A 21,907-nucleotide genomic window follows, 5' to 3' on the forward strand; every position below is an offset into this window, starting at 1 on the left:
GTGCCGGGGCCGAAGCCCCGGCACGCGCTGACTGCTACTTGCCGGTGGGCCTGTAGTTATAGATGGACGGCACGGCCTGTTCCGTCTGCGGCTCCACGTCGACGGAGCCGGTGAAGTAGAAGTGGGACTGCAGCCGGTAGAGCGGGCTGAACCAGTAGTTGTCCACGATGAAGTTGTTGATCGACTTGGCTGCTTCCTTCTGCTCAGCCTCGTCGCCTGACTGCGCCTTCTGGATAAACCCTTTCAGTTCAGGGTCCTCAACCTTGAAGGGGTTCCAGGGGGCGCTGGGTGCGAGCTGGAAGATGGTGTGCCGCCAATCATCACGCTGGCTGAGGGCCATGTAAGCGATGGGGTATTCTGCGCGGAGCATGGACGGGATTGCCTGGCCAGGGCCCCACTGGTGCCGGTTCACCGTTACCCCGACATCCTGCCAGTTCTGGATGATCGAATCGTAGATCGACGGATCGAAGACCGGGCTGATCGGGAAGGTGAACGTCAGGTTCTCCGCACCGGCTTCCTTGAGGAGCTCACGGGCACGGTCGGGATTGTAAGTGTACTTGCCGTCAAGGGCCTCATCATAGCCCTCAGTGCCGGGCCGGAAGGTCTGACTGGTCAGCGTGCCTTTTCCGAGGTGGACGGCCTGGAGGAGTGCTTCCCGGTCGATGGCGAGCGTCAGGGCTTCCCGTACCCGCACGTCGGCGAGTTCCGGCAGTTTGGTTCCATTGCGGTCAAAGAAGAAGATGCCCTCCCAGTTCACCTCGTTGGGCTTGTGCTGAAGTCCCGCACCTTCAGCTTCGACGGCCGTGGCCGCACGGTTGAGGACGGCGGCATCGATCTGGCCGGACTTCAGTGCATTGAGACGGGCAGTCTCATCGGTCAGGACCTGGAACTCAACCTTGTCGAAGGGAAGCTTGTCACCCCAGTAATCGGCGTTGCGGACATAGGTGATCTTCGAACCGGACACGGTGTTGGCGGAGTCCAAAGTGTACGGACCCGATCCCACCGGCTTGGTCTTAATCGCCTCAGTGCCAACAGCGCTGGGGCTTGCGATATAGCCTGCCGCGTTGGCCAGGGAGTAAGGAAGGCCGGGATCAGGTTCGGACAGCCGGATCACGGCGGTAGTGGCGTCTGGGGTTTCGACCGACTGGACGCTGCGTGCCGTTCCGGCCAGGGGACCATTGGCCTTCGTGAAGTGCTCAAGGTTCGCCTTGACTGCGGCGGAGTCAAAGGCCGTACCGTCGCTGAACTTCACGTCGTCGCGCAGCTTCAGGGTGTAGGTGGTGTTGCCGTCGCTTGGCTCCCAGGACGTGGCCAGCATCGGGCTGAGGCTGCCATCCGGCTCCCGCTTGATAAGCGTGTCGTACACGGCCTGGTAGATAGGGGCCTGGTGTCCTTCGTTGGCCTGCGCGGGGTCATAACTCTGCGGCTCCTGCAATGAGCCGATTCGCAGCAGGGGCGCGGTTTCCGGCCCCTGCTGGGTGGTTGTGGATTCCGGGGTACTGCCGCCGCATGCGGTGAATGCCAGGGATGCGACGACTGCGGTCACCACTGTCGAGAGAAGTCGGCTTCTAGTCCTCATCATGTCTCTTCCTAAAACTCCATTGTGGTAGGGGGGCCGGATGGTTCTGTGCCTTGGATCACATACTAAACTACGTTAAGTATTTAGCGCAACGGCTTTTGATATTCGGGCTGTAAGCTGCCCATTTGAAGCACCGTGTGGTGATTCAAAGGTAAATGGAGTTCATGTTTGAGAGCGCGGCCTGATTGCGAGGCAGATCCTAACTTGCCGCTATTGGGGCGAAATGAATCTCGTTGCTGTCGGCGTATCCGAGCCGGGAAGCCTTGAACCAGAGCGCGGCGTCGGGCGGCGCCGGAGTCGCCTCACAGAGGATGTACCAGGCGCGTCCATCCGAAGGTGGCGCACCTGTCTCCTCGGCCAGCCGCGGCCTGGTGGCCGTCGCCATCCCCGCTCCTTCGGGTGCAGGCGGGTCCGCCGTCCACACCACGCACGCGCCGTCAGTAGAGGAGCCGGCCGTGATGGCCCCGTCTTTCATGTGGACAGCTGGCGGCGCTGTGACGGGTTGGATGCCAGATGGGCGCCACTGTTCGGCCAGGTCGTCTTCGGGAATAAAGCCCAGGTCACCGTAGGTGGCCTGCCAGTTGTCCACCGCCGAGCGGAATCTTCCCAAGACCGCGGAACAGGCGGGATCTTCGGCGAGATTCGTCGTTTCATGCGGATCTTCACTGAGGTCGAACAATTCCTCGCGGGGTTTCACGGGCGCCACGAGACGGCGCTGTAAGGGACTGAGCAGAGTGCGCTGCATGCCCGTCGCGCGCTGCCCGGCCTCGGCGGAGGCGAGTTGCCTCAGCTCGCGCCAGGTGGCCAGCCCGTCAGGGTAGTCGCAATGCTGCATCGGTCCACGGTCAGGATGGTAGTGGCGGATGTAGCGGTAGCGGCTGTCGCGCGCTGAGCGGGACATGTCCTCCAGTTCACCCATCCGGTCCAGGCCGGCAAAGGCGTAAGTGTTGGGCGAGTCGATAATGTTGCCGTCAGGGTTGAGCAAGGGCTTGGCATGCATGTGAGGCGGGATGTCCAGCCCGCATAGCTGCAGCATGGTCGGCGCGAGGTCCATGAGGTGGGCAACGTTGGGGTTGACGCTTCCGGTTGCAATGCGGCCAGGCCATTTCATGATGAGCGGCTCGCGAAGCCCTGAATCATTGATCCAGCGCTTGGCGCGTGGCATGCCAGGGCCGTGGTCACTCCAGAACACAACAATCGTGTTTTCCGCCAGCCCGTCCTCCTCCAGTTCGGCAAGGATGGTTCCGACCCAGTGGTCCATCTCCGTGATGAGGTCGCTGTACCGCGCCCAGGACCGGCGGAAAACCTCGGTGTCCGGGTAGTAGGGAGGCAGGGGAGCCGTGGCGGGATCATGCCTGTCCACGGGGCGGACGTGGCTGGTGCGTGCGGCGAAAGCGCCGTCGTCGAGGTATATCTGTGACTCGTGAGTGATCAGCCCGTGGAACGTAGCGAAAAACGGCGTCTTGGCGTCCGGGCGGTTCCGCCAATGTGCAGTGGCGCTGCAGTCATCGAACGCGCTGGGCGGGGTTTTGACCTGGAAATCCGTGAACGAGTTGTTAGTGACGTAGTAGCCGGCCTCCCGGAAGTACTCGCTGAAAAGCCGTACTTCCGGCGGCGGTACTGCCTTTGTTCGCATGTGCATCGTGCCGGTCGCGGTCGGAAAGCAACCGGTCATGATGGCCGAACGGGAGGGTGCACAGATGGGGGCGGCAGCAAAGGCATGATCGAAGCGCATGCCTTCGTCGGCGAGGCGGTCCAGATTCGGTGTTATTGCGTACTCAGCTCCAGGGTACACACCTGCATAGGCGCCGAGATGGGGGCTGATGTCATGGGTCGAAATCCATAGGATGTTGGGACGCGTCATGTTTCTGCGCTCCAGGCCAAGGTGTTGACGGCGGGCGCCCGGCTGTCGGCGCCAATATCTTCCAGGCCTTCAAGGTCCTCTGCCAACTGGGTGAGCACAGCACCTGATATTGGCGTGACCCTGGCCATCTGGTGGAGGCTGAGCTGAGCACGGATATTGATCAGTTCGGTGGCTACCAGCTGCGGAAGGTGCTTGGCAAGAATGGCCTCGCACCGGGGGTCCTGGCGGAGTTCCAGGATGGGGATGTTCAGCACGGCACCACCATGGGGAAAGTCCGACAAGGGAGGCAACGGTTCCAGCGCTACCGCCGAGCGGGCAGCCTGCTTGCCGACCAGCAAATGATTCGTGTCCGGGACGGCATCGAAGGGGATGCCCAGGCGGACAAACTGGCTCGGCGGCGCGTCAGATTCGTGCATCATTTCGGCCAGCAGGCGGAGCATCCGCAGCTCCGCCTCGTCGTCGATGATGGGGTTGTTCTGACCTGGGTCGGCCTCCAGATCGAACAGCAGCGTTCCGTGGATCCATGGATTCATCAGCGACTTGGCCTGCATTTTCATGCTGCGAAGACCCTTGGTGAAGGAAAACGGTTCGGCAGGCTCCCAGGCGGCGAGTTCATTCACCGTAAAACGGGAGCGCATATGCGTTGGCATCAGCGTGAAGTCCTCCAGCGGCGCGTTGCCGGCTTCGGTGGCAGCGCGCATGTAGACATACCTGCCGTCCGTGACATTGACGTGCCCGCCGTGGATGCCGAACAGCACGCCTTTATGGACGTCTGCATCGTCGCGGAGTACGGCGGCGAGGTCCCGGCCCTGCATGTCCGGGGTGGCCTCGAGCCCGAAGAAACGCAGCAGGGTAGGTGCGATGTCAATGGTTTGCGTTAGGGCGCCCCGGCGCGTGCCCCGTTCCGCAGTCCTTGGGTCCCACAGGAACATTGGCAGATGCACCAGTTCGTTGAACCACGGCATGAGAGATTTCGCCCACCAGCCATGCTCGCCCAGGAGGAAGCCGTGGTCGGTGTTCACAAGCAGCATGGTGTCCTTCCACATGTCGTACTTGTCCATCGCATCCAGGACGCGGCCCAGGGACTTGTCGCACATTGACACCAGGGCGGCGTATTCGTAGCGGGCGTGGTCAACCTGCTCCTGGGGCTCGGCCACCTTTTGGTACCCGGGCCAGTCGAATTCCGGCCCCGAGTACTCGTGGACGTACTTTGCCTTGAAGGAGTGGTGGGTGAAGAAGGGTTCGTGTGGATCGAAGAGCTCAAGCTGGAGCATCCACTCGTCTGCCGCGCTGTTCGTCTCGATGAATTCGATCCCGGCGTTGACCGATCTTGTCTGTGGGTGTTCGGCCTCGGTTGGCATGTAGCTGCGGTTGATGGCATCCTGCCGCCTCATCCGGGTCAAGGCAGTACCGACGCTGCCCTGGGGGGTAACTACCCCTTTCCACGGGTCGCCTTCCTGTCCGCGGAGGAATTCCCATGTGGTGTATCGGGTGTGGTACGTGCCGCCGCCGTCTTCCCAGTAGTGCGGGTGGTCTGAAACCAAGTGCGTGTGGATTCCTGCCTGTCCCAGTATTTCGGGCATGGAATCGTCGAACGGTTCGAGCGGGCCCCAGCTGCGGTGCAGGAAGTTGTAGCGGCCGGTGTGCATTTCGCGCCGGGCCGGCATGCAGGGCATGGACCCGGCATAGAAGTTGTCAAAGGTGACAGCTTTCTCGGCCAGCCGGGCGAAATTTGGGGCATCAATTATGGTGTCGCCATAAGGTGGAAGCATATGCCGGTTGAGGCTGTCGAACATCAGGATAATGGCCCTCATCGGGTTCCTTTCATTGGAAGCGGAAGTCCGAGGATTTCCTCGCGGAGTTCGGTGAGTGCAGCGACGTGGGCATCCATTGCGGCAGAACCCTTCAGGTGGAGCCATTCCTTGACAGACTCGGCCAGTTCCTCGTCGAAGGGGATGGATGGGTGCCAATCTTCATGCCGGTCCCGGTCCCGGTAGCGGCGGATCTCGTCCTGCCGGTGATGGATTTCGACGTCGAGCAAGGCACCCAGCTGGTCCCGGCCCATAAACCCGGCGAAGCTGAGGCGAACGTTAAGTTCCGGGTCCTGAAAGCGGGTTGGTGGACTATACGGTCCCGTCAACCAGTCGAGGAAGACCGCGGCACCTTTATCAGTAACGCTGTATTTTTTGGCGTCCTGCGCCCCGGGCCTGCGTTCCACGGTATGGGTGACCAGTCCTTGTGACTCCATCAGCCCCAGCGACCGGTAGACCTGGCTCATCTGGGTATTGGACCGCATGAATCGTCCCCTGTTGTCCAGGAATTTTTTCAGGTCATATCCGGTGCTCGGATGTTCGAGCAGAACGCCCAAAAGAATGTGCTCGAGCTTCATTGCATGACCTTCCTCGCAAGCCGGCATCCCCACAGCTTTCCCTCATACGTTGAGTAGACGATGACACAATTGGAATGGTTAGGCAATAGCACTTGTGGAATGGTTTTGGTAAAGTCACAGGGGTACAGCCCTAATCCCGGAGGCAATATGGAGCCATCAGACCGCGCTGAACAATCCGGCTGCTGCGCCCCCTCCAGGGCCGCTGCCGTCAGTGAACAGCGTCAGCCGATGACCGACGTCGGTTTCGCATTCCATGACGACGTACTGCTGCCCGGGGGCTCATTCCAGATGGGCGATGCCTTCGGCGAGGGGTATCCATCAGACGGTGAAGTGCCGGTTCATGAGGTCCGGGTTCCGGCGGTCCGCATGGATACGACGTCAGTGACGAACAGAATGTTCGCCAAGTTCGTGGCGGCGAGCAGCTATCGCACAGAGGCGGAGAGGTACGGAACTTCCGCAGTGTTCCACCTGCTGCTGAAGGCGCCACCAAAGGATGTGCTCGGAGCAGCCGAAAGAGCGCCATGGTGGCTTAACGTCCGCGGGGCGGACTGGGCGCACCCGGCTGGCGCCAACTCCCACTGGAGCGACGCTGCGGATCATCCGGTGGTCCACGTCTCCCACAATGACGCCTTGGCATATTGTTCATGGGCTCAGCGGAGGCTTCCTACCGAAGCGGAATGGGAGTACGCGGCACGGGGAGGACTGTCCGGGAAGCGATACGCGTGGGGTGACGAGCTGACGCCGGGCGGCGAGCACCGCTGCAACATCTGGCAGGGCACGTTTCCTGGCAAGAATACAGCCGAGGACGGGTTCCTGGGGACTGCGCCGGTGAAGTCGTTCGCTCCGAACGGGTTTGGCCTCTATGAGACTGCGGGAAATGTCTGGGAGTGGTGCTCCGACTGGTTCCTGCCTAAGTACTATCGAAATTCACCCGTCGATAACCCGCAGGGTCCCACCATCGGCGCTGGACGTGTCATGCGAGGCGGATCCTACCTTTGCCACGACTCCTACTGCAACAGGTACCGGGTGGCCGCCCGTACAGCGAACACGCCGGAATCCTCCAGCGGGAACTGCGGATTCCGGACCGTGTGCCTCGACGAACCGGGTGGCTAGACCATATTCAACCGGATGGCCATGTATTGCCTTGCGGGAAGCTCCACACGGAAAATGCCGCTCCGCTGCCCGTCCAGGCGCTCGATTGTCATGTTCCAGGTGTCGATGACGTCCACAGTGCACACCGTGTCCGGCGGCAGCATGATGGTCCGGTAGCTGGGGCGGTTAAATCCGAAGTAGATCAGTTCGAGGACGCCGGGCACGCCGCCGCGGGGAGCGTCCCAGTCACTGGGCAGAGGGTCCAGCACGCCGTCGGGAGCCTGGGCGAGAATCCCGGCCAGGAACGCGATCCGTGCCGGGCTGCTTCCCACCAGGTTTCCGCCCTTGGACCACCACAATTCCTCGGTCTCATTCAGGTACGTCTCACCGTGCCCCACGTAGCCGCCGCGTACCGCCCCTTCCCAGAAGCGGCGCACCATCTCTTCGCCGGTGATGTTTCCCCAGCCCTGGTCAATGTCGCCCTCGTAGGCGCATTCATCGATCACCACGGGTTTGCCCCAGGCTTCCCGCCACTGGTCAGTATTCTCGGCTGTGCGGTAGACATCAATCCGCTGCGTGCTCGCGTGGGTTATCCAAGGTTTGGTGTAGTCGTAAAAGCCGAAGCAGTTGTGGATGGACAGAAGGTGGCTGGCCGGGTCATTGGTAGTGATGACTTCCGCCATGCGCTCCCAGTCGTCCATGCTCTTGGTACGGAGGAGGTCGTATTCATTCGCGAGGGACCACCACACGTTGCCGAAGGCGGCCAGCCGCCGGACAACGTAGCTGACGAAGAGATCGTCCGCGGAGGCGCCCATGTCTGAAAAGCCCCATCGGTCATAGGCGTGGAACAGGATGAGGTCCGCTTCGATGCCCAGCCCGGCCAGCTGCTTGATCCGGCCTTCGAGGTGCCGGAAGAACGCAGGGTTGAACCGGGCGAAATCCCAGCCGTCGGCCGTGCGCTCGTAAGGAAACAGGTCCGGCTCATTGGTGTTGAACAGGTAGGACTTGGGGAACACGCACATTCTGATTTTGTTGAAAGGGGACCCGGCCAGTGTCTGGAGTGTGCGCTCCTGCACCTCTGCCGGCTGGTGCGTCCAGGCGTAGGCGGTGGTGCCGATCGGACGGTAGCGGCGGCCGTCAGCGTGTGCGAAATGGAATTGGTCAGCCACCCTGACCGGTCCATGGTTGCCGGGGTTGGGAGCGGAGCAGTGGAAGCGGCCTTCGAGCCCGTCCAGGGATCGGGCATTCGAGCTGGTCCGGAAGGTCCAGTCTCCGGCTTTGTCGGGCATGAACCGGACTTTGTAGAGCCCGTCGCCGTCATAGAAGCCACCGACCCGATGTGCAGCAACGTCCGTTGAGGAAGCGGCGCCGGTGGAATCCGTGTGGACAAAGGCTGCGGTCAGCTCCACCTCCGTGAAGGGGTTGCCGTGCTCCGGCCCATCAATGACCACTTCGAACATATCCCAGCAGGCGGCGCCCCCGGCATGGCGGAACGAAGCGGACCCGGGGGCCACGGACCCGGGTTCGTAATCTGCCCGGGGCTTTTCCCGGACGCTTGACGGGGACTGGCCCGTGGCCGCTTCCGGAACAGCGGCCAGCCGTTCCCACAGCTTGTCGAGCTCATCAGTCCGACTGCTGAGCTCGGCGTTCAGGCCGATGACCATGCCCACCGGCAGCCCCTTGAGCTGAGGCAGCATGGGGGAGTTGAGGATGCCGGGCAGGTAGTTCTGGATCATTGCCCGAGCGGCCCGGTTTGCAAGGACATCGCTGAGGGGACTCTCCGGAGTTAGCATCATGTGGTCCTCTAAGCGGGTTGGGGGCCGGGTTGGAAGCCAGACTACAAGCACGGATAGCCCGGCGCACGGTCCAAGCCGCGCACCGGGCTTTCGCAGGGGTTAGCCTTTGACGGCGTCCAGCTTGAGCATCTTGGCGATAACGCTGTCCAGCTCGGAGTCGTCGAAGATCTTCTTCCAGTCGTCCTTAATGATGGTGTCCTTGCCGTACTGGATGGCGATTTCGCAGGCCTCCGAGAACGGGTTGGAGCCGCGCAGCGCGTTGGTGAGGGCGATCTGGACGTGGCCGAAAAGCATGGCCTTGGCCGCTTCCTCGGGGACGCCGGCGGTGTGCACGGTCTCGTGCAGCGCCTCGTTGAGGAGGGTGCCGATCATGCAGGCCACGGTTTCCACCAGGGTGGGCTCGAGGATGGCGAGCTGCTTCACGGTGACCCAGTGCACGTCGATGACGGGGGCGTAGATGACGCGGATGGTGGCCTCGGCAGCTGCCTTGGTCGCCTCCGGGGCGTCTTCGTCGATGGCCGCAACCACGTTCTGCGGGGCACCTTCGCCGCCGAAGGTGTCGGCCCATTCTTCCTTGGTGGTGCGCTCCAGGAACACGGACGGGTGGCAGGGGTGCGCAACTGCCTGGACGACGTCGTCGCGCTTGGCCAGCAGGCCCGCGTAGGCGGCGGCGGGGTCCAGGGTGAGCAGGATTGCGCCGGCCTTCATCTGCGGAACAACACCTTCGGAGACGATGCCAAGGACGGTGTCCGGGACGGCGAGGATCACCACGTCGGCGCCCTTGACGGCCTCGTCGGTGGAGGTAATGGTTCGGCCTTCGGCCTGGATGCGTTCCTGGCCGGCGGGGGAGTTCTCGGAGTAGAAGACGGTGTGGGCGCTCTTCTGGAGGTTCCGGGAAACGCGCATTCCCATTTTGCCTCCGGCTCCGATGACGGCGACGGTCAATTTTTCTGCTGACATTTCACTTGCTCCTTAGGAATTCGATGCTGTGTTGGGTCCACTGGTTTTCGAGCCGGATGGTTTCCGCCTCGGAGTCCTGCCACGGCAGCCAGTGTTCGACGATCTGGTTGATATTTCTTTGGTGGGGCTGGAACTTGCTGACCATGTAGTCGTAGTCGAGCAGGCCTTCGCCGAGCGGTGCGCCGGCATAGGTAAATCCGACCCACCCGTCCTTGCGGCTGAACGCGAAGTCCTTGATGTGCATGTTCAGGACGTAGGGGCCGACGGCGTCAATCACCTCGCGCGGCATTTCCAGCGACGCGACCGTGTTGGCCGGGTCGCTGCAGATGCCCAGGTAGGGGCTGTCAACTGCGCGGATCACGTCCAGGATCCGGGAGGTGGGCACCTGCTCGTAGGTTTCCACCGCGATTTTCACGGCGGCGGCCTCGAAATCAGGCAGGACGTCTGTGAAGATCGCCACGGCTTCCTCCGCGGTGGGGGTGTGTCCGGGGACGTTGAACATGGTCCGCAGCAGGGGCGAACCCAGGATGCGGGCGATGCGCAGGAAGTTCCGCAGGTGCTCCGGGCGGATGCCTTTGGTGCCGAGCTCCAATGAGACGCCCAGCCGGTCCGCGCTGGCCCGGATGGCTTCCAGTTCGGATTCCGTCATGGCCTCCAGCGGGGCGTAGTCGCAGACCTGGAAGAGGTCCACGCCCAGTTCCGCGGTCCGCTCGAGCGCCTGGTGGATGCTGAGCGGTTCGGAAACCTTGTCCGAGAGCTGCCAGAAGAACGCGTAGCTGCTCAAACCGATCCGTGAGCCCTGGCCCGTCCGGTTGGTGGTGGGGGAGCTCATACCGTCACCTCCGTCGCGGCAAGCCGGGCAGCCGTTTCGTCCAGGATGGTCTTCAGCGCTTTCGGATCATGCGCGAAGCGGCCCAGGAACAGACCGGCGACGGCGGAGTCCAGTTTGGTGATGAGGCCGGGGCCGGCGCTGCCGCCGTAAATGACGCGGCTGTCCGCCTGGCCGGGCAGGGCGCGCAGGTGCGCGTCCAGCCCGGTGATGACGGCGCTGATGTAATCCGGTGTTGCCGGTTCCGGTGCACCGATGGCCCACTGCGGCTCGTAGGCCACGATGGTCCGGCTGGCGGGTCCCAGCGACTGGGCGCGGTTGAGGGCGGCGTCGATTTCCGCGGAGCACCGGGTGACCGCCTCTTCCACGGATCCCTGGTGCAGTTCCCCCACGCACAGGATGGGGGTGAGGCCGTTGCGGTAGGCAGCGGCCGTCTTGAGCCCGATGATCGTTTCGTCCTCGCCGAAGATGCGGCGGCGTTCGGCGTGGCCCACTTCGGCGTAGCGTCCGCCGAGTTCAGCCACGGTCTTGCCGCCCACTTCACCGGTGAACGCGCCTTCGTCTTCCCAGAAGATGTCCTGGGCGCCGGCGGCTGCTCCCGCTGCATCCAGGACCCGGGTGGCCTGGGGCAAGGCGGGCAGGGTGGGCAGGACGAAGAGTTCTATGTCACCGCTCTGGACCGCCGGGTGTGCGAAGGCGATGGCGGCAACGTCGCGGCAGTAGTCCACGGAGCGCTGGTAGCCGAAGTACATCTTCAGGCTGACGCCGATGATGGCCTTCGGTTGTGCGGCGGGGTTAGCAGGAAGTGACACCTTCATAGTCCTTAATCAGGGTGACTTTCTGGGCCGATGCAGAGCTTTCGTCGAAGGTGTAGGTGAGCCATTCCTTGGCGAGCCGACGGGCCAGTTCGAGGCCAACGACGCGCTGTCCGAACGTGAGGACCTGGGCGTTGTTGCTCAGGACGGAGCGTTCCACCGAGAAGGAGTCGTGGGCGGTGACTGCGCGGACGCCTGGGACCTTGTTGGCTGCGATGGCCACGCCAAGGCCGGTACCGCAAACCAGCAGGGCGCGGTCGGCCTTGCCGGCGGCGATGAGTTCGGCGGCTGCGATGGCTACGGACGGGTAGGGGGTGTGGCTGGTGGCGTCCACCCCGACGTCGGTCACGGATTCGACCAGGTCGGAGGCTTCCAGGTCAGCCTTCAGGGCTTCCTTGTACTCGAAACCGGCGTCGTCGGCTCCAACGATCAGGCGCAGTTTGGCGCTCATGCTTTCTCCTTAATGGGGGTCCGCTCGGTGGCTTTCGAGTCCGTGAGCGTGTTGTGGATGGCTCGGATGATCAGGGCCATGGACACGGCGCCCGCGTCCGGGGTGCCCAGGCTCTTCTCGGCGTGCGGGCGGGCGCGGCCCATGAGGGGCAGCAGTTGGGCGGTGTCTTCGGCGGCCTGCTCGGCGGTGGCGGCGGCGGCGCCCCAGGCAGCGGTGAGGGGCATGCCGGCCCCGACGCCGGATGCCAGGGCATCGCGGAACGGGACCAGGACGTCCACCAGGGTTTTGTCACCGGGTTTGGCTTTGCCGAAGTCCATGATCGCTGCCGCTGCGCCGGCGACACCGGCGGCGACAGCACCGGCGTCGGGCGCTTGGCTGTCTCCTACCGCATCTCCGACAGCCCTCAGGGCCATGCCCCAGAGGGCGCCGGATGTGCCGCCGGCTTTGTCGGCCCAGGCGTCAGCCGCGAAGTGCAGGGTGGTGGCGGCACCGGCGCCGCGTGCGACGGCGTCCGTAGCGGCTTCGACGGCGGCGCGGACGCCGCGTTCCATACCGATGCCGTGGTCACCGTCGCCGGCGATCGCATCGATCCGGCCCAGTTCGTCGGCGTTTGCGTCCACCACGGCTTTGGCGGCACCGAGGGCCGCGAGGACGCGGACGGCACTGGCGCGGGACTCGTCGGTGGCATCCGGGATGGAGACCTCGGCTTCGCTAAGGTCGGCAACACCTGCTTCCAGGGCTTCGGCACTAACGGCGCCGCGGCGGAACGCGGGCGCGTCGGCGGGCGCGTTCCAGAGGGTCTCGAGTTCGTCGTCGAGCCAGAAGAGCGTGAGGGAGGTGCCTGCCATGTCGAAGCTGGTGACAAGTTCGCCCACCTGCGGGTCCACGGCTTCCAGACCGGCTTCGGCCAGGAGCTGGGCGACGCGGCGGTAGACCACAAAGAGTTCCTCGTACTTGACGCTGCCGAGGCCGTTGAGGATGGGGACCACGCGGGCGCGTTTGTTGGTGTCGCGCGGGGACGCGACGCCCTCGGGGACTTCGGTGAGGAGCTTGGCGACCAGCAGTTCGGCGAGCTCATCCGCCGTCGGGATGTCTGCCTCACCGATGCCGGGTTCGCCGTGGATGCCCATGCCCACTGCCATCCGCCCCTCCGGGACGGAGAAGAGCGGGTGGCCGGCGCCCGGCAGGGTGCAGCCGGTGAAGGCGACACCGAAGGAGCGGGTACGGTCGTTGGCGCGTTCGGCGATCTCCACCGTGGCGTCCAGCGAGTAGCCGGCTTCCGCGGCGGCAGCGGCCACCTTGAAGACGGTGAGGTCCCCGGCGATGCCCCGGCGTTTGGCGCGCTCGGCGAGCGGGGCGGAGGAGACGTCGTCGGTGACGGCGATGCTGTGGCAGTCGATGCCTTCCTTGCGGAGGCGGTCCTGGGCCTGGGTGAAATGCAGGACGTCGCCGGCGTAGTTGCCATAACCCAGGAGTACGCCGCCGCCGTTGTTGGCCGCCTTGGCCACGTTGTAAACCTGCTGCGCGGACGGGGAGGCGAAGAGGTTTCCCATGGCGGCGCCATGCGCCAGGCCCTGGCCTACCAGCCCGGCGAAGGCCGGGTAGTGGCCGGAGCCGCCGCCGATCACCAGTGCCACCGTGTCCGGCGTGCTCCTGGTGTTGCGGACCACGCCGCCGGAAACGCGCTTGACCCAGCGGCCATGGGAGGCGACAAAGCCCTCGATCATCTCGTCAGCAAAGGCTGCGGGTTCGTTGAACAGGCGGGTCATGGGAAAGCTCCTGGAGTTATTGCTCGCTCCGGTGGCTCGGCCACCGGGTGGTTTGGATTGGTGGGGGCGTCCGCGGGTAAGGCGGACGCCCCGGGTCTGGGTTACGGTTCGGAGTGCAGTCCTGCGCCGGCGGGGTCCAGCGCTTCAGCGGGTACACCCTCGCTGACCTTGCCGGCCCGGCTCAGCGTGACCATGAGGATGCAGGACAGGAGCATGAAGCCGCCGACGACGAACATCGGCACCGTGTAACTGCCGGTGAGGTCCTTGAGCCAGCCCGTGATGTAGCCTGCGCTGAAGCCTGCGAGGTTGCCGATCGTGTTGATCAGGGCGATACCTGCGGCGGCTGCAGCGCCTGTGAGGAACTGCGTGGGTACGGTCCAGAAGTTGGGAAGGGCTGCGAAGATGGACATGGCCGTGATGGTGATGACGGCGATGGTGGCCGCCGGGGAGCCTGCGAACAGTGCCAACGGGATGCTTAGGCCGCCGATGAGGGCGGGGAGGGCGATGTGCCAGGTCTTGACGCCTCGCTTGGTGGCGTCCTTGGACCAGAAGTACAGCGCGAACGCTGCCGGCAGGTACGGGATCGCGGTGATCAGGCCCTTCTGGAACACATCGAACTTGGTGCCGTAGATGCCTTCGAAGCCCGCGATGATTGTGGGCAGGAAGAACCCGAGTGCGTAGAGGCCGTAGATGAAGCCGAAGTAGATGGCGGAGAGCATCCAGACCCGGCCGTTGCCGAACACGGTCCGGACGCTGACGTGCTTGTTGCTGGAAACGGTTTCGTTCTTTTCCTTCTCCAGGGCGCCTGTCAGCCAGGTCTTTTCTTCCTGGGTCAGCCACTTGGCCTTTGCGGGGGAGTCGGCCAGGTAGAACCATGCAACAATGCCGACGATGATGGCGGGAACTGCAACACCGAAGAACATGACACGCCAGCCCTCAAGGCCGAAGAGGCCGTCCTGCTGGATGAGGAGGCCCGCAAACGGGGCGCCGATCACAGTGGTCAGCGGCTGTGCCAAGTAGAAGAGGGCAAGAATCTTGCTGCGGTGCCGTGATGGGACCCAGAGGCTCAGGAAGAGGATGGCGCCAGGGAAGAAGCCGGCCTCAGCCACACCGAGGATGAAACGCAGGATGTAGAGCTGCTCCACGTTCCCCACCCAGGTGAAGAGCAGGGACACGATGCCCCAGCTGACCATGATGCGGGCGAGCCAGCGGCGGGCGCCGAACTTGTGCAGGGCCAGGTTGCTGGGGACCTCCAGCAGGATGTAGCCGATGAAGAAGACGCCCGAGGCGAAGCCGAACTGCGCCGCCGAGAGGGCGAGGTCGGCGTTCATGCCGTTGGGGCCGGCGAAGGAGATCGCCGTACGGTCCAGGTAGTTGATGAAGAACATCAGGGCCACGAAAGGGACAAGCCTGATCGCCACTTTCCTGATTGCAGATTTTTCGACCACCGATTGTGTGGTGTCCACGTTGACTCCTAGTTGTTGGTGTCCCGGCCGCTTCGTCAATGGAAGTTGGGGATCTGTCTCAAGGCCGCGAAGGGTCGGCGGACCAATCGGCAGCTAAAGCGTGTGAGTTCAACCATAAGATCGAAATCCAAATTGGTCAACCGGTTGACGTGTGAAATTCTTTTCGGGTGTCCCGTCTTCGAGGCGGGCTGGCGTCGCGGCGCGTTGTTAGGCTTGGGATGTGTCCATAAACTCAGCCGCGTCGTCGGCCAAGATCAGCGAGGCCCTAGGTTCAGTGGGTCAGGGGTCCGTTGTCTCCGAAGTGGCAGAGCGCCTGCTGGCCTACTTCACCAGTGGCGATATCGCCGTCGGGACCAGGCTTCCGGCGGAACGCCAGCTTGCTGCGTCCCTGGGAGTGGGCCGGTCCGCCGTTCGAGAGGCACTTGCCGCCTTGGAGATCCTGGGCATCGTAGTGGTCCGCCCCGGCTCCGGAACCTATCTGCGGGACGGTATATCCGAGCTTCTGCCCCGAACCCTGAGCTGGGGGATGATGCTGGGCGCGCCCCGCACCCGGGAGCTCGTGGAATTGCGGAGCGGGCTGGAGGTCCAGGCCGCCCAGCTCGCCGCCGTCCGCATCACCGACGAATCGCTGGAGCGCATGCGTGGGAACCTCGCCACCATGGCCGAGACACTGGATGATCTGGCAGCGTTCGTCGAAGCGGACGCATTGTTCCACCGTGAAATTGCCGAAAGCTCGGGAAACCAGGTCCTGCAGGAACTGCTGCAGAGCATCCGGTCCCTGCTTCGGATCTGGGTGGACCGCGCCTTGACGGACGAGGGCCACGCCGCCGCCGCGCTCAAGGAGCACTCGGAAATTTTTGCAGCGTTGGAGGCGCGTGACCCGGAGGCGGTCACCAGGACCATGCGTTCGCATATGGAAACTGCGTCCCGTCGCCTTCTTGCCGGCTTCGACGCTTCGCAATAGCTTTCCGCTTTCCTCCGCTTCCGAGTCCTTTCATTGGTCAACCGGTTGACTTGTGGGTTTCGGGGATCGATAATCGGTATGGCCTGCCTCACAGGCCGTATTGACTTTGCACCAGCCAACGCCGGGCACCCGGGCGCAGCAGCCCCGGGGAAGGCAGAGAGCAGCGACGTGTCTGTCCAGCCCCTGAACGACCAATCACAAATCCCGCCTTCCCTCCGCGCCCGCCTTGCGCCGCCGGTGCGGCTCCTGGCTGCCGGCCCGTGGTCTGCCCGGCTTGTGGGCGACGAACTGGCTCATCTCAGTTATGCTGGCCGGCCTGTACTGCGGGCAGTCAAGGCCGTGGTCCGCGACCACGACTGGCAGACACCCCAGCCTTCCGTCGACACTGTGAATGTCACCCAGGGCGACGACGGGCTGCATGCGCGCTGGACAGTGAAGTATGCCGGTTATGGCGTGGAGTACGACGGCGTCCTGACGGCGACCTTTACCCCCGCCGCGGTGGAGATCGCCTTCGTAGGCACTGCGGCCCACGCCTTCCGCAGCAACCGGGTTGGGCTGGTGGTGCTCCATCCGCCGGCAGACGCGGGGCGGGACGTTGCTGTGGAGCATCCGGGGGGCGGCATCACCGCCGCCCAGTTCCCGCAGGACATCAGTCCGCACCAGCCTTTCACTGATATCGCGGCCCTGGAATGGGCTGACGCGGGCACCGCTTTCCGGCTTTCGTTCACCGGAGAGGTCTTCGAGACAGAGGACCAGCGGAATTGGACGGATGCCTCCTTCAAGACCTATGGCACGCCGCTGGAACTGCCCTTTCCGGTGGATGTCGCGGCGGGGGACACCGTCCGGCAGTCCGTGCTCTTGGCGGCTGCGACGTTCGAGCCACAGGAAGCCGTGGAGACGGCGGCCGCGGGAACGTTGCGCGGCGTCCCCGGTGCCCTCGGCCGATTCCGTGCCGGCGTGGGCGGCATCGTCGGCCGGGTTCCGGCCCTCGCCGTCGTGGCGGGGCAGTCCCCGGAATTGCTCGCGCCGATCCCGGGCCTGGACGCCTTCGTGGTGGAACTGGTCGAGCAGCACGGTGACGCCCCTCGCTCCGGTTGGGGCGCCGAACTTGAGGCAGCCGCAGCTGCCGCTGCCCTCCAGTCGGCCGCGCTGGACATCCGGGCAGTGACCCCGGACCCCGTCGGCGCCGTGGCGGACCTCGCCCCCTACCTTCCCGATGCGAAGCGGCTGGCGTTCTTCCACCCGGGCAGCCACCTCACGGAGCCGGACAGCTGGAAGGACGTCAGGGCAGCGGCGCAGGCGGCCGGCTTCAGGGGCGGGTTGCTGGCCGGTGTCCGGTCCCACTTCACGGAACTGAACCGCAACAGCGGCCGCACGCCGTCGGACTCCGACGCCCTAACGTTTAGCATCACGCCCCAGATGCACAGCACCGAAACTGCGCACATCATCGACAGCGTGGCCATGCACCGGCTCGTGGCCCGGAACGCGCTGCGCCTGGGCGGTGGAAGACCACTCCATGTGGGGCCGGTGACGCTCCTGCCGCGGTTCAACGCGGTGGCGACGTCGGGCGATGGCGCCGAGGCGGAGGCGGACGAACTCCAAACCCACCCGTTCACTGCGGCCTGGACCCTTGCCAGCATCGGCGCCCTGACCATGGACGGAGTTGCATCCGTCAGCTACTTCGAGGCGACCGGCTCGAGGGGCATCTGCGACGACGCCGGCCGGCTAAACCCTGCGGGCGAACTCCTGAAGGAACTCGCGGCCCTCCGGGGCAACCCTGTCCTTGCGGTGGACGTACCGGCTGCTGCACCGATCGGGGACATGGCGGTGACTTTGTACCCCGTGCAGTCTCCGGGTGGCCTGATGATTTTCGCGGCCAACCTTTCCGGGGGTGCGGCTGAGATTGACCTCCAGTTGCCTGGGTCCGTAACTGCGGGCGCCGGAGAATGCACAGCCTTCGGGCCCGGCGCCGGCTCCGTCATCACCTTCGGTACCCAGGACGACGGCGACCCCTCGCTGGGTCTGCTGGCGCTCGGACCCTGGTCCGCCGGCGTCGTGCGTTTTCCGGCACCCAGTTGACCGCCTCGACTTTGCTGCCGTTTCCGATGGCGGCGCCACCTTAGCGAAAGGAGACCCGATGGGTCTGCGTCTTGAAGGAAAAACTGCCCTGGTCACGGGAGCTGGTTCGGGGATCGGCCTCGCCGTTGCCCACCGGTTCGTCACCGAAGGAGCCGCTGTCTACTTCGCGGACATCAACGTGGAGGCAGCCGAAAAAGCCGCGGCGGCCTCCGGGTCCGCCGCCAGGTCCCTGCGCATGGACATCTCGGATGAGGAGAGCGTGGCCGCCGCCTACGCTGCTGTGGCCGAAGCCGGACACCTTGACGTGGTGGTGGCGAACGCCGGTGTGCAGCTCTTCGGCCAGGACGCCAAAGTGGGCGACCTGGACCTCGCGGTTTGGGAAAAAACAGTCAGCATCAACCAGCGCGGTGCATTCCTCACCCTCAAGCACGCCGTCCGGGCCATGGAAGGACACGGGGGGTCGATTATCTGCACCGGCAGCCCCACCGCCGTTGTGGCCTGCGGCCAGACGTTCACTGCCTACACGAGCTCGAAAGCCGGGGTCCACGGTTTGGCCCGCGTGGTCGCCGCCGACTATGCGCACGCGGGAATCCGCGTCAACATCGTGGTCCCCGGCTATACCGAGACCCCGCTGGTCCAGGCCATCGCGGACGACCCCGTCAGCCGCGCCGGCCTGGTGAATTCCACCATGCTGGGGCGTCCCGGGACGGCTGCGGACGTGGAGGGCATCATGGTCTTCCTCGCCAGCGACGACTCCGCCTACGCCACCGGGGGAATCTTCACCGTGGACGGCGGCCTGACGGCCCTGTAACTCGCGCATGCCCACCCGATGCGCGGTGAGCGGTTCTGGCCCGCATAAGCGGTGCCGGCCAGCAACGCTTATGCGGGCCAGGGCCGCCTATGCGGCTGGAACGCGGAGTGTTTGTGCAGCATTTCGAAACGGTTCGTCGTGATTCTGTCGGCATATGCCTTTGCCCCTACACTGAGCTCAGGTCATGAGCGCCAGCGCCAAGCCCCGGCTCGCTGGCCGGCAACCCTCCATCCGCGGTGGGGTGCCCCGGGTGAGGACCTGGCTGTCCGGCACCGGCCGGATGGCAAGCGCGGCCCGTGGTGCTCCCAGCATGCCCCGGGCCCATGTCATAGGAGCCTTGCATGTCCAACGGATGGTCCTTCGAAACCCGCCAGATCCACGCCGGGCAGGAGCCGGATTCTGCCACCGGCGCCCGGGCACTGCCCATCTACCAGACCACGTCCTTCGTGTTTCCCAGCGCCGAGAGCGCAGCCAACCGCTTTGCATTGGCCGAACTGGCACCGATCTATACGCGCATCGGCAACCCGACCCAGGACGCGGTTGAGCAGCGGATTGCCAGCCTCGAAGGGGGACTGGCAGCGCTGCTGCTCAGCTCCGGCCAGGCGGCGGAGACATACGCGGTCCTGAACATCGCCGAAGCCGGTGACCACATCGTGGCCAGCCCCAGCCTGTACGGCGGAACCTACAACCTCTTCGCCCATACGCTGAAGAAGTTCGGCATCACTGTCACGTTCGTGGCGGACCCGGACAACCTGGACCAGTGGCGTGACGCGGTGCAGCCGAACACCAAGCTCTTCTTCGCCGAAGTGGTGTCCAACCCCCGCCAGGATGTCCTGGACATTGAGGGCGTATCCGCGGCCGCCCATAAGGCAGGAGTTCCGCTGATCGTGGACAACACGCTGTCCACGCCGTACCTGATCCGTCCGCTGGAGTGGGGCGCGGACATTGTGGTCCATTCGGCCACCAAGTACCTGGGCGGCCACGGTGCAGCGATCGCTGGTGTCATCGTCGACTCCGGCAAGTTCGATTTCAGCAAGGACCCGGAGCGGTTCCCCGGCTTCAACACCCCGGATCCCACATACAACGGGCTGGTATACGGCCGCGACCTTGGTGAGGGCGGCGCCCTAGGCGCCAACCTGTCCTACATCCTCAAGGCACGTGTCCAGCTACTGCGGGACCTGGGCTCGGCGGTGTCTCCGTTCAATGCCTTCCTCATCTCCCAGGGCCTGGAGACCCTGAGCCTGCGGGTGGAACGCCACGTGGCCAATGCCGGCGAAGTGGCCCGCTGGCTGGAAGCGCGTGACGACGTCGAATCCGTCGCCTACGCGGGCCTGCCCTCAAGCCCCTGGTACGAGCGTGGGCGCAAGTACGGCCCCAAGGGGACGGGAGCCATCGTGTCCTTCAACCTTGCCGGCGGCGCCGAGGCGGGCCAACGGTTCGTGGACGCGCTGGACCTGCACTCACACGTAGCCAATATCGGGGACGTCCGGTCCCTGGTCATCCATCCGGCCTCCACCACCCACAGCCAGCTCTCCGCGGAGCAGCAGGCCGTTGCCGGCGTGACCCCGGGACTGGTCCGCCTCTCCGTGGGCATCGAGCACATCGATGACATCCTGGCAGACCTTGAAGCCGGCTTCCGTGCCGCCAAGGAGGCCAGCGGCGCCTGATCCGCTGGCGCATCAGCGGCGGCAAGCCTGGAAGTGGTGATACAAAATCTCGACAAAGCTCAAGGGCCTGAGCCCGGTGCGATACTGGGCTCAGGCCCTTGAGGATTGGGAAGGGCCACTGAGCAGGAGCGAAACGTCTTCTTTCGCCATGCGCATGATCTGCTGCATCGACGCCGCTAGCGGATCGCGGCTTCAGTGATGGCTGATTCTTCCAGGCCCCAGTACTCCAGGCACTCCTTGTATTCCGGGGATTCCAGGACGGACTGGATGGCCTGCTGCAGTGCGGGTGTAAACGCTGATCCCTTCTTCAGTGCCATGGCGACGTTGGTGTTGGTGCGGGTATCCATCCTGGGCTCCAGGATGTGGAAGCGGTTGGGTTGCTGCTCGTTGGCCCAGGCCAGGGCGCTGGCGTCGTAGAAGACCCCGTCGATCCGCTTGGAGTCCAGCTGGGTCAGGGCTTCCTGGACGCTGGGCAGTGTCACGCCGTTGATGGCGGGAGCAGCTTGAGGGCGCGACGATGCCGATTGCATCCGGGCGCGTTTGTACCATTCGGCGGCGGGTGACTGGCCCGCCGCTACTGGAGGAACATTAGGCGGACTGTGCGCCGACTTTTTCCTTCTATGTGGGCGGGCGGCCTACTGGCCGCCCGGTCGCTAGAAGGTTTCTGAACCCTGCATCTCCGCGGGCCGAGACAGGCGGCCGCGGTTTAGCGTGATGACGGTGTCGGCTGCGTCCAGGGTTGCTGTGTCGTGTGATGCGCACACAACCGTTGCTCCCCGTTCTTTTTCAGCGAAAAGAATTTCCGTGATCCGTTCCTGTGACTCCGAGTCCAGTCCGGTGGTCGGTTCATCCAGGAGCAGGATGTCCGCGTTTTGCGCGAGGCCTTGGCCAAGGAAGGCGCGCTGGCGCTGCCCGCCTGAAAGGCTGTGCAACTGCCGGTTCTCGTAGCCTGAGAGGCCGACCCGGCCAATGCATTCCTCGATGATCCTCTGGTCATGTTTGAGAAGCGGGCGCAGAAGCCCCCTGCGTGCCCACCTGCCCATGCTGACGACGTCGCGTACCGTCAGCGGCATTCGCTCAGGGACGGCGCTGCGCTGAACCACGAGGGCGGTGCTGCCTTTGACCGGCAGTTCGATTCTTCCGTGGCGCGGGGTCAGCAGGCCGGCCAGCACATTGAGCAGTGTGGATTTTCCGGACCCGTTGGGGCCGGCCACAGCAGTGATGGTGTTGGCTTCGATCCGCAGCGACAGACCACAGAGCGCCTCCACGCCGTCATGGTCCAGCCATACATCTTCTAAGACAAGCACGCCGGTCTGCGTTGCCTTGCTGGGCGTCGGGGGGAGGCGGGGCGAAGAAGTCATGACAAAAGACTAGCA

General features: G+C 64.4%; 18 protein-coding genes and 1 riboswitch. Of the genes, 5 read left to right on the top strand and 13 right to left on the bottom strand.

Features of this window, described 5'->3' with window-relative positions; translation table 11 throughout:
• Positions 1–34 precede the first annotated feature (34 nt).
• The 4 genes from F8G81_RS11370 to F8G81_RS11385 form a co-directional block, all read right to left on the bottom strand.
• Positions 35–1,582 carry an ABC transporter substrate-binding protein gene (locus F8G81_RS11370; protein ID WP_267279074.1) on the bottom strand — a complete coding sequence of 516 codons (1,548 nt, stop codon included), beginning with the start codon at positions 1,580–1,582 and terminating at the stop codon, positions 35–37.
• Between the two features lie 196 nt (positions 1,583–1,778).
• A complete protein-coding gene (locus F8G81_RS11375; protein ID WP_267279075.1) occupies positions 1,779–3,443 on the bottom strand; it encodes a sulfatase in 1,665 nt (554 codons plus the stop codon).
• Entirely contained in the window at positions 3,440–5,257 is a 1,818-nt protein-coding gene (locus F8G81_RS11380) for a sulfatase (protein WP_267279076.1), read from the bottom strand. Before F8G81_RS11380 ends, F8G81_RS11375 begins: the two co-directional genes overlap by 4 nt.
• On the bottom strand, positions 5,254–5,832 hold the full coding sequence (locus F8G81_RS11385; protein WP_267279077.1) for a PadR family transcriptional regulator: 579 nt from the start codon (positions 5,830–5,832) through the stop codon (positions 5,254–5,256). Before F8G81_RS11385 ends, F8G81_RS11380 begins: the two co-directional genes overlap by 4 nt.
• A 228-nt stretch (positions 5,833–6,060) precedes the next feature.
• Here F8G81_RS11385 and F8G81_RS11390 point away from each other — a divergent pair, with 228 nt between their 5' ends.
• Positions 6,061–6,945: a formylglycine-generating enzyme family protein gene (locus F8G81_RS11390; RefSeq protein ID WP_267279078.1), complete on the top strand. Its 885-nt coding sequence runs from the start codon at positions 6,061–6,063 to the stop codon at positions 6,943–6,945.
• Here F8G81_RS11390 and F8G81_RS11395 read toward each other — a convergent pair.
• From F8G81_RS11395 to F8G81_RS11425, 7 genes are all read right to left on the bottom strand, one after another.
• Positions 6,942–8,720 (bottom strand): DUF5605 domain-containing protein, encoded by a 1,779-nt coding sequence (locus F8G81_RS11395; protein WP_267279079.1) that lies wholly within the window; start codon positions 8,718–8,720, stop codon positions 6,942–6,944. The two genes, F8G81_RS11390 and F8G81_RS11395, sit on opposite strands and share 4 nt — an antisense overlap.
• A gap of 99 nt (positions 8,721–8,819) precedes the next feature.
• The gene (locus F8G81_RS11400) at positions 8,820–9,680 is read right to left on the bottom strand and encodes a phosphogluconate dehydrogenase C-terminal domain-containing protein (RefSeq protein WP_267279080.1); all 861 of its coding nucleotides are present in this window, start codon (positions 9,678–9,680) and stop codon (positions 8,820–8,822) included.
• A 1-nt stretch (position 9,681) separates the two neighbouring features.
• Entirely contained in the window at positions 9,682–10,512 is an 831-nt protein-coding gene (locus tag F8G81_RS11405) for a sugar phosphate isomerase/epimerase family protein (RefSeq protein WP_267279081.1), read from the bottom strand.
• A complete protein-coding gene (locus F8G81_RS11410) occupies positions 10,509–11,321 on the bottom strand; it encodes a triose-phosphate isomerase family protein (RefSeq protein WP_267279082.1) in 813 nt (270 codons plus the stop codon). Before F8G81_RS11410 ends, F8G81_RS11405 begins: the two co-directional genes overlap by 4 nt.
• Entirely contained in the window at positions 11,305–11,775 is a 471-nt protein-coding gene (locus F8G81_RS11415; protein WP_267279083.1) for a ribose-5-phosphate isomerase, read from the bottom strand. Before F8G81_RS11415 ends, F8G81_RS11410 begins: the two co-directional genes overlap by 17 nt.
• A complete protein-coding gene (locus F8G81_RS11420; RefSeq protein ID WP_267279084.1) occupies positions 11,772–13,544 on the bottom strand; it encodes a dihydroxyacetone kinase family protein in 1,773 nt (590 codons plus the stop codon). Before F8G81_RS11420 ends, F8G81_RS11415 begins: the two co-directional genes overlap by 4 nt.
• A gap of 101 nt (positions 13,545–13,645) precedes the next feature.
• Positions 13,646–15,010: an MFS transporter gene (locus tag F8G81_RS11425; protein ID WP_267279085.1), complete on the bottom strand. Its 1,365-nt coding sequence runs from the start codon at positions 15,008–15,010 to the stop codon at positions 13,646–13,648.
• Positions 15,011–15,230: 220 nt separating this feature from the next.
• Here F8G81_RS11425 and F8G81_RS11430 point away from each other — a divergent pair, with 220 nt between their 5' ends.
• The 4 genes from F8G81_RS11430 (at position 15,231) to F8G81_RS11445 (ending at position 20,531) form a co-directional block, all read left to right on the top strand.
• On the top strand, positions 15,231–15,974 hold the full coding sequence (locus tag F8G81_RS11430) for a FadR/GntR family transcriptional regulator (protein WP_267279086.1): 744 nt from the start codon (positions 15,231–15,233) through the stop codon (positions 15,972–15,974).
• Between the two features lie 78 nt (positions 15,975–16,052).
• Positions 16,053–18,053: a hypothetical protein gene (locus tag F8G81_RS11435; protein ID WP_267279087.1), complete on the top strand. Its 2,001-nt coding sequence runs from the start codon at positions 16,053–16,055 to the stop codon at positions 18,051–18,053.
• Between the two features lie 58 nt (positions 18,054–18,111).
• Complete coding sequence (locus F8G81_RS11440) at positions 18,112–18,864, top strand: SDR family NAD(P)-dependent oxidoreductase (RefSeq protein WP_267279088.1); 753 nt, start codon at positions 18,112–18,114, stop codon at positions 18,862–18,864.
• Positions 18,865–19,044: 180 nt separating this feature from the next.
• Positions 19,045–19,160, top strand: a riboswitch (SAM riboswitch).
• Between the two features lie 45 nt (positions 19,161–19,205).
• On the top strand, positions 19,206–20,531 hold the full coding sequence (locus F8G81_RS11445) for a bifunctional o-acetylhomoserine/o-acetylserine sulfhydrylase (protein ID WP_267279089.1): 1,326 nt from the start codon (positions 19,206–19,208) through the stop codon (positions 20,529–20,531).
• A gap of 176 nt (positions 20,532–20,707) precedes the next feature.
• Here the strand turns inward: F8G81_RS11445 and F8G81_RS11450 are convergent, their stop codons facing one another.
• Complete coding sequence (locus F8G81_RS11450; protein WP_267279090.1) at positions 20,708–21,061, bottom strand: transporter substrate-binding domain-containing protein; 354 nt, start codon at positions 21,059–21,061, stop codon at positions 20,708–20,710.
• A gap of 123 nt (positions 21,062–21,184) precedes the next feature.
• Positions 21,185–21,892, bottom strand: coding sequence for a zinc ABC transporter ATP-binding protein AztA (aztA, locus tag F8G81_RS11455; RefSeq protein ID WP_267279091.1), 708 nt, complete (start codon positions 21,890–21,892; stop codon positions 21,185–21,187).
• Positions 21,893–21,907 lie beyond the last annotated feature (15 nt).

The sequence above is a fragment of the Arthrobacter sp. CDRTa11 genome, from assembly GCF_026427775.1.
GTDB lineage: Bacteria > Actinomycetota > Actinomycetes > Actinomycetales > Micrococcaceae > Arthrobacter.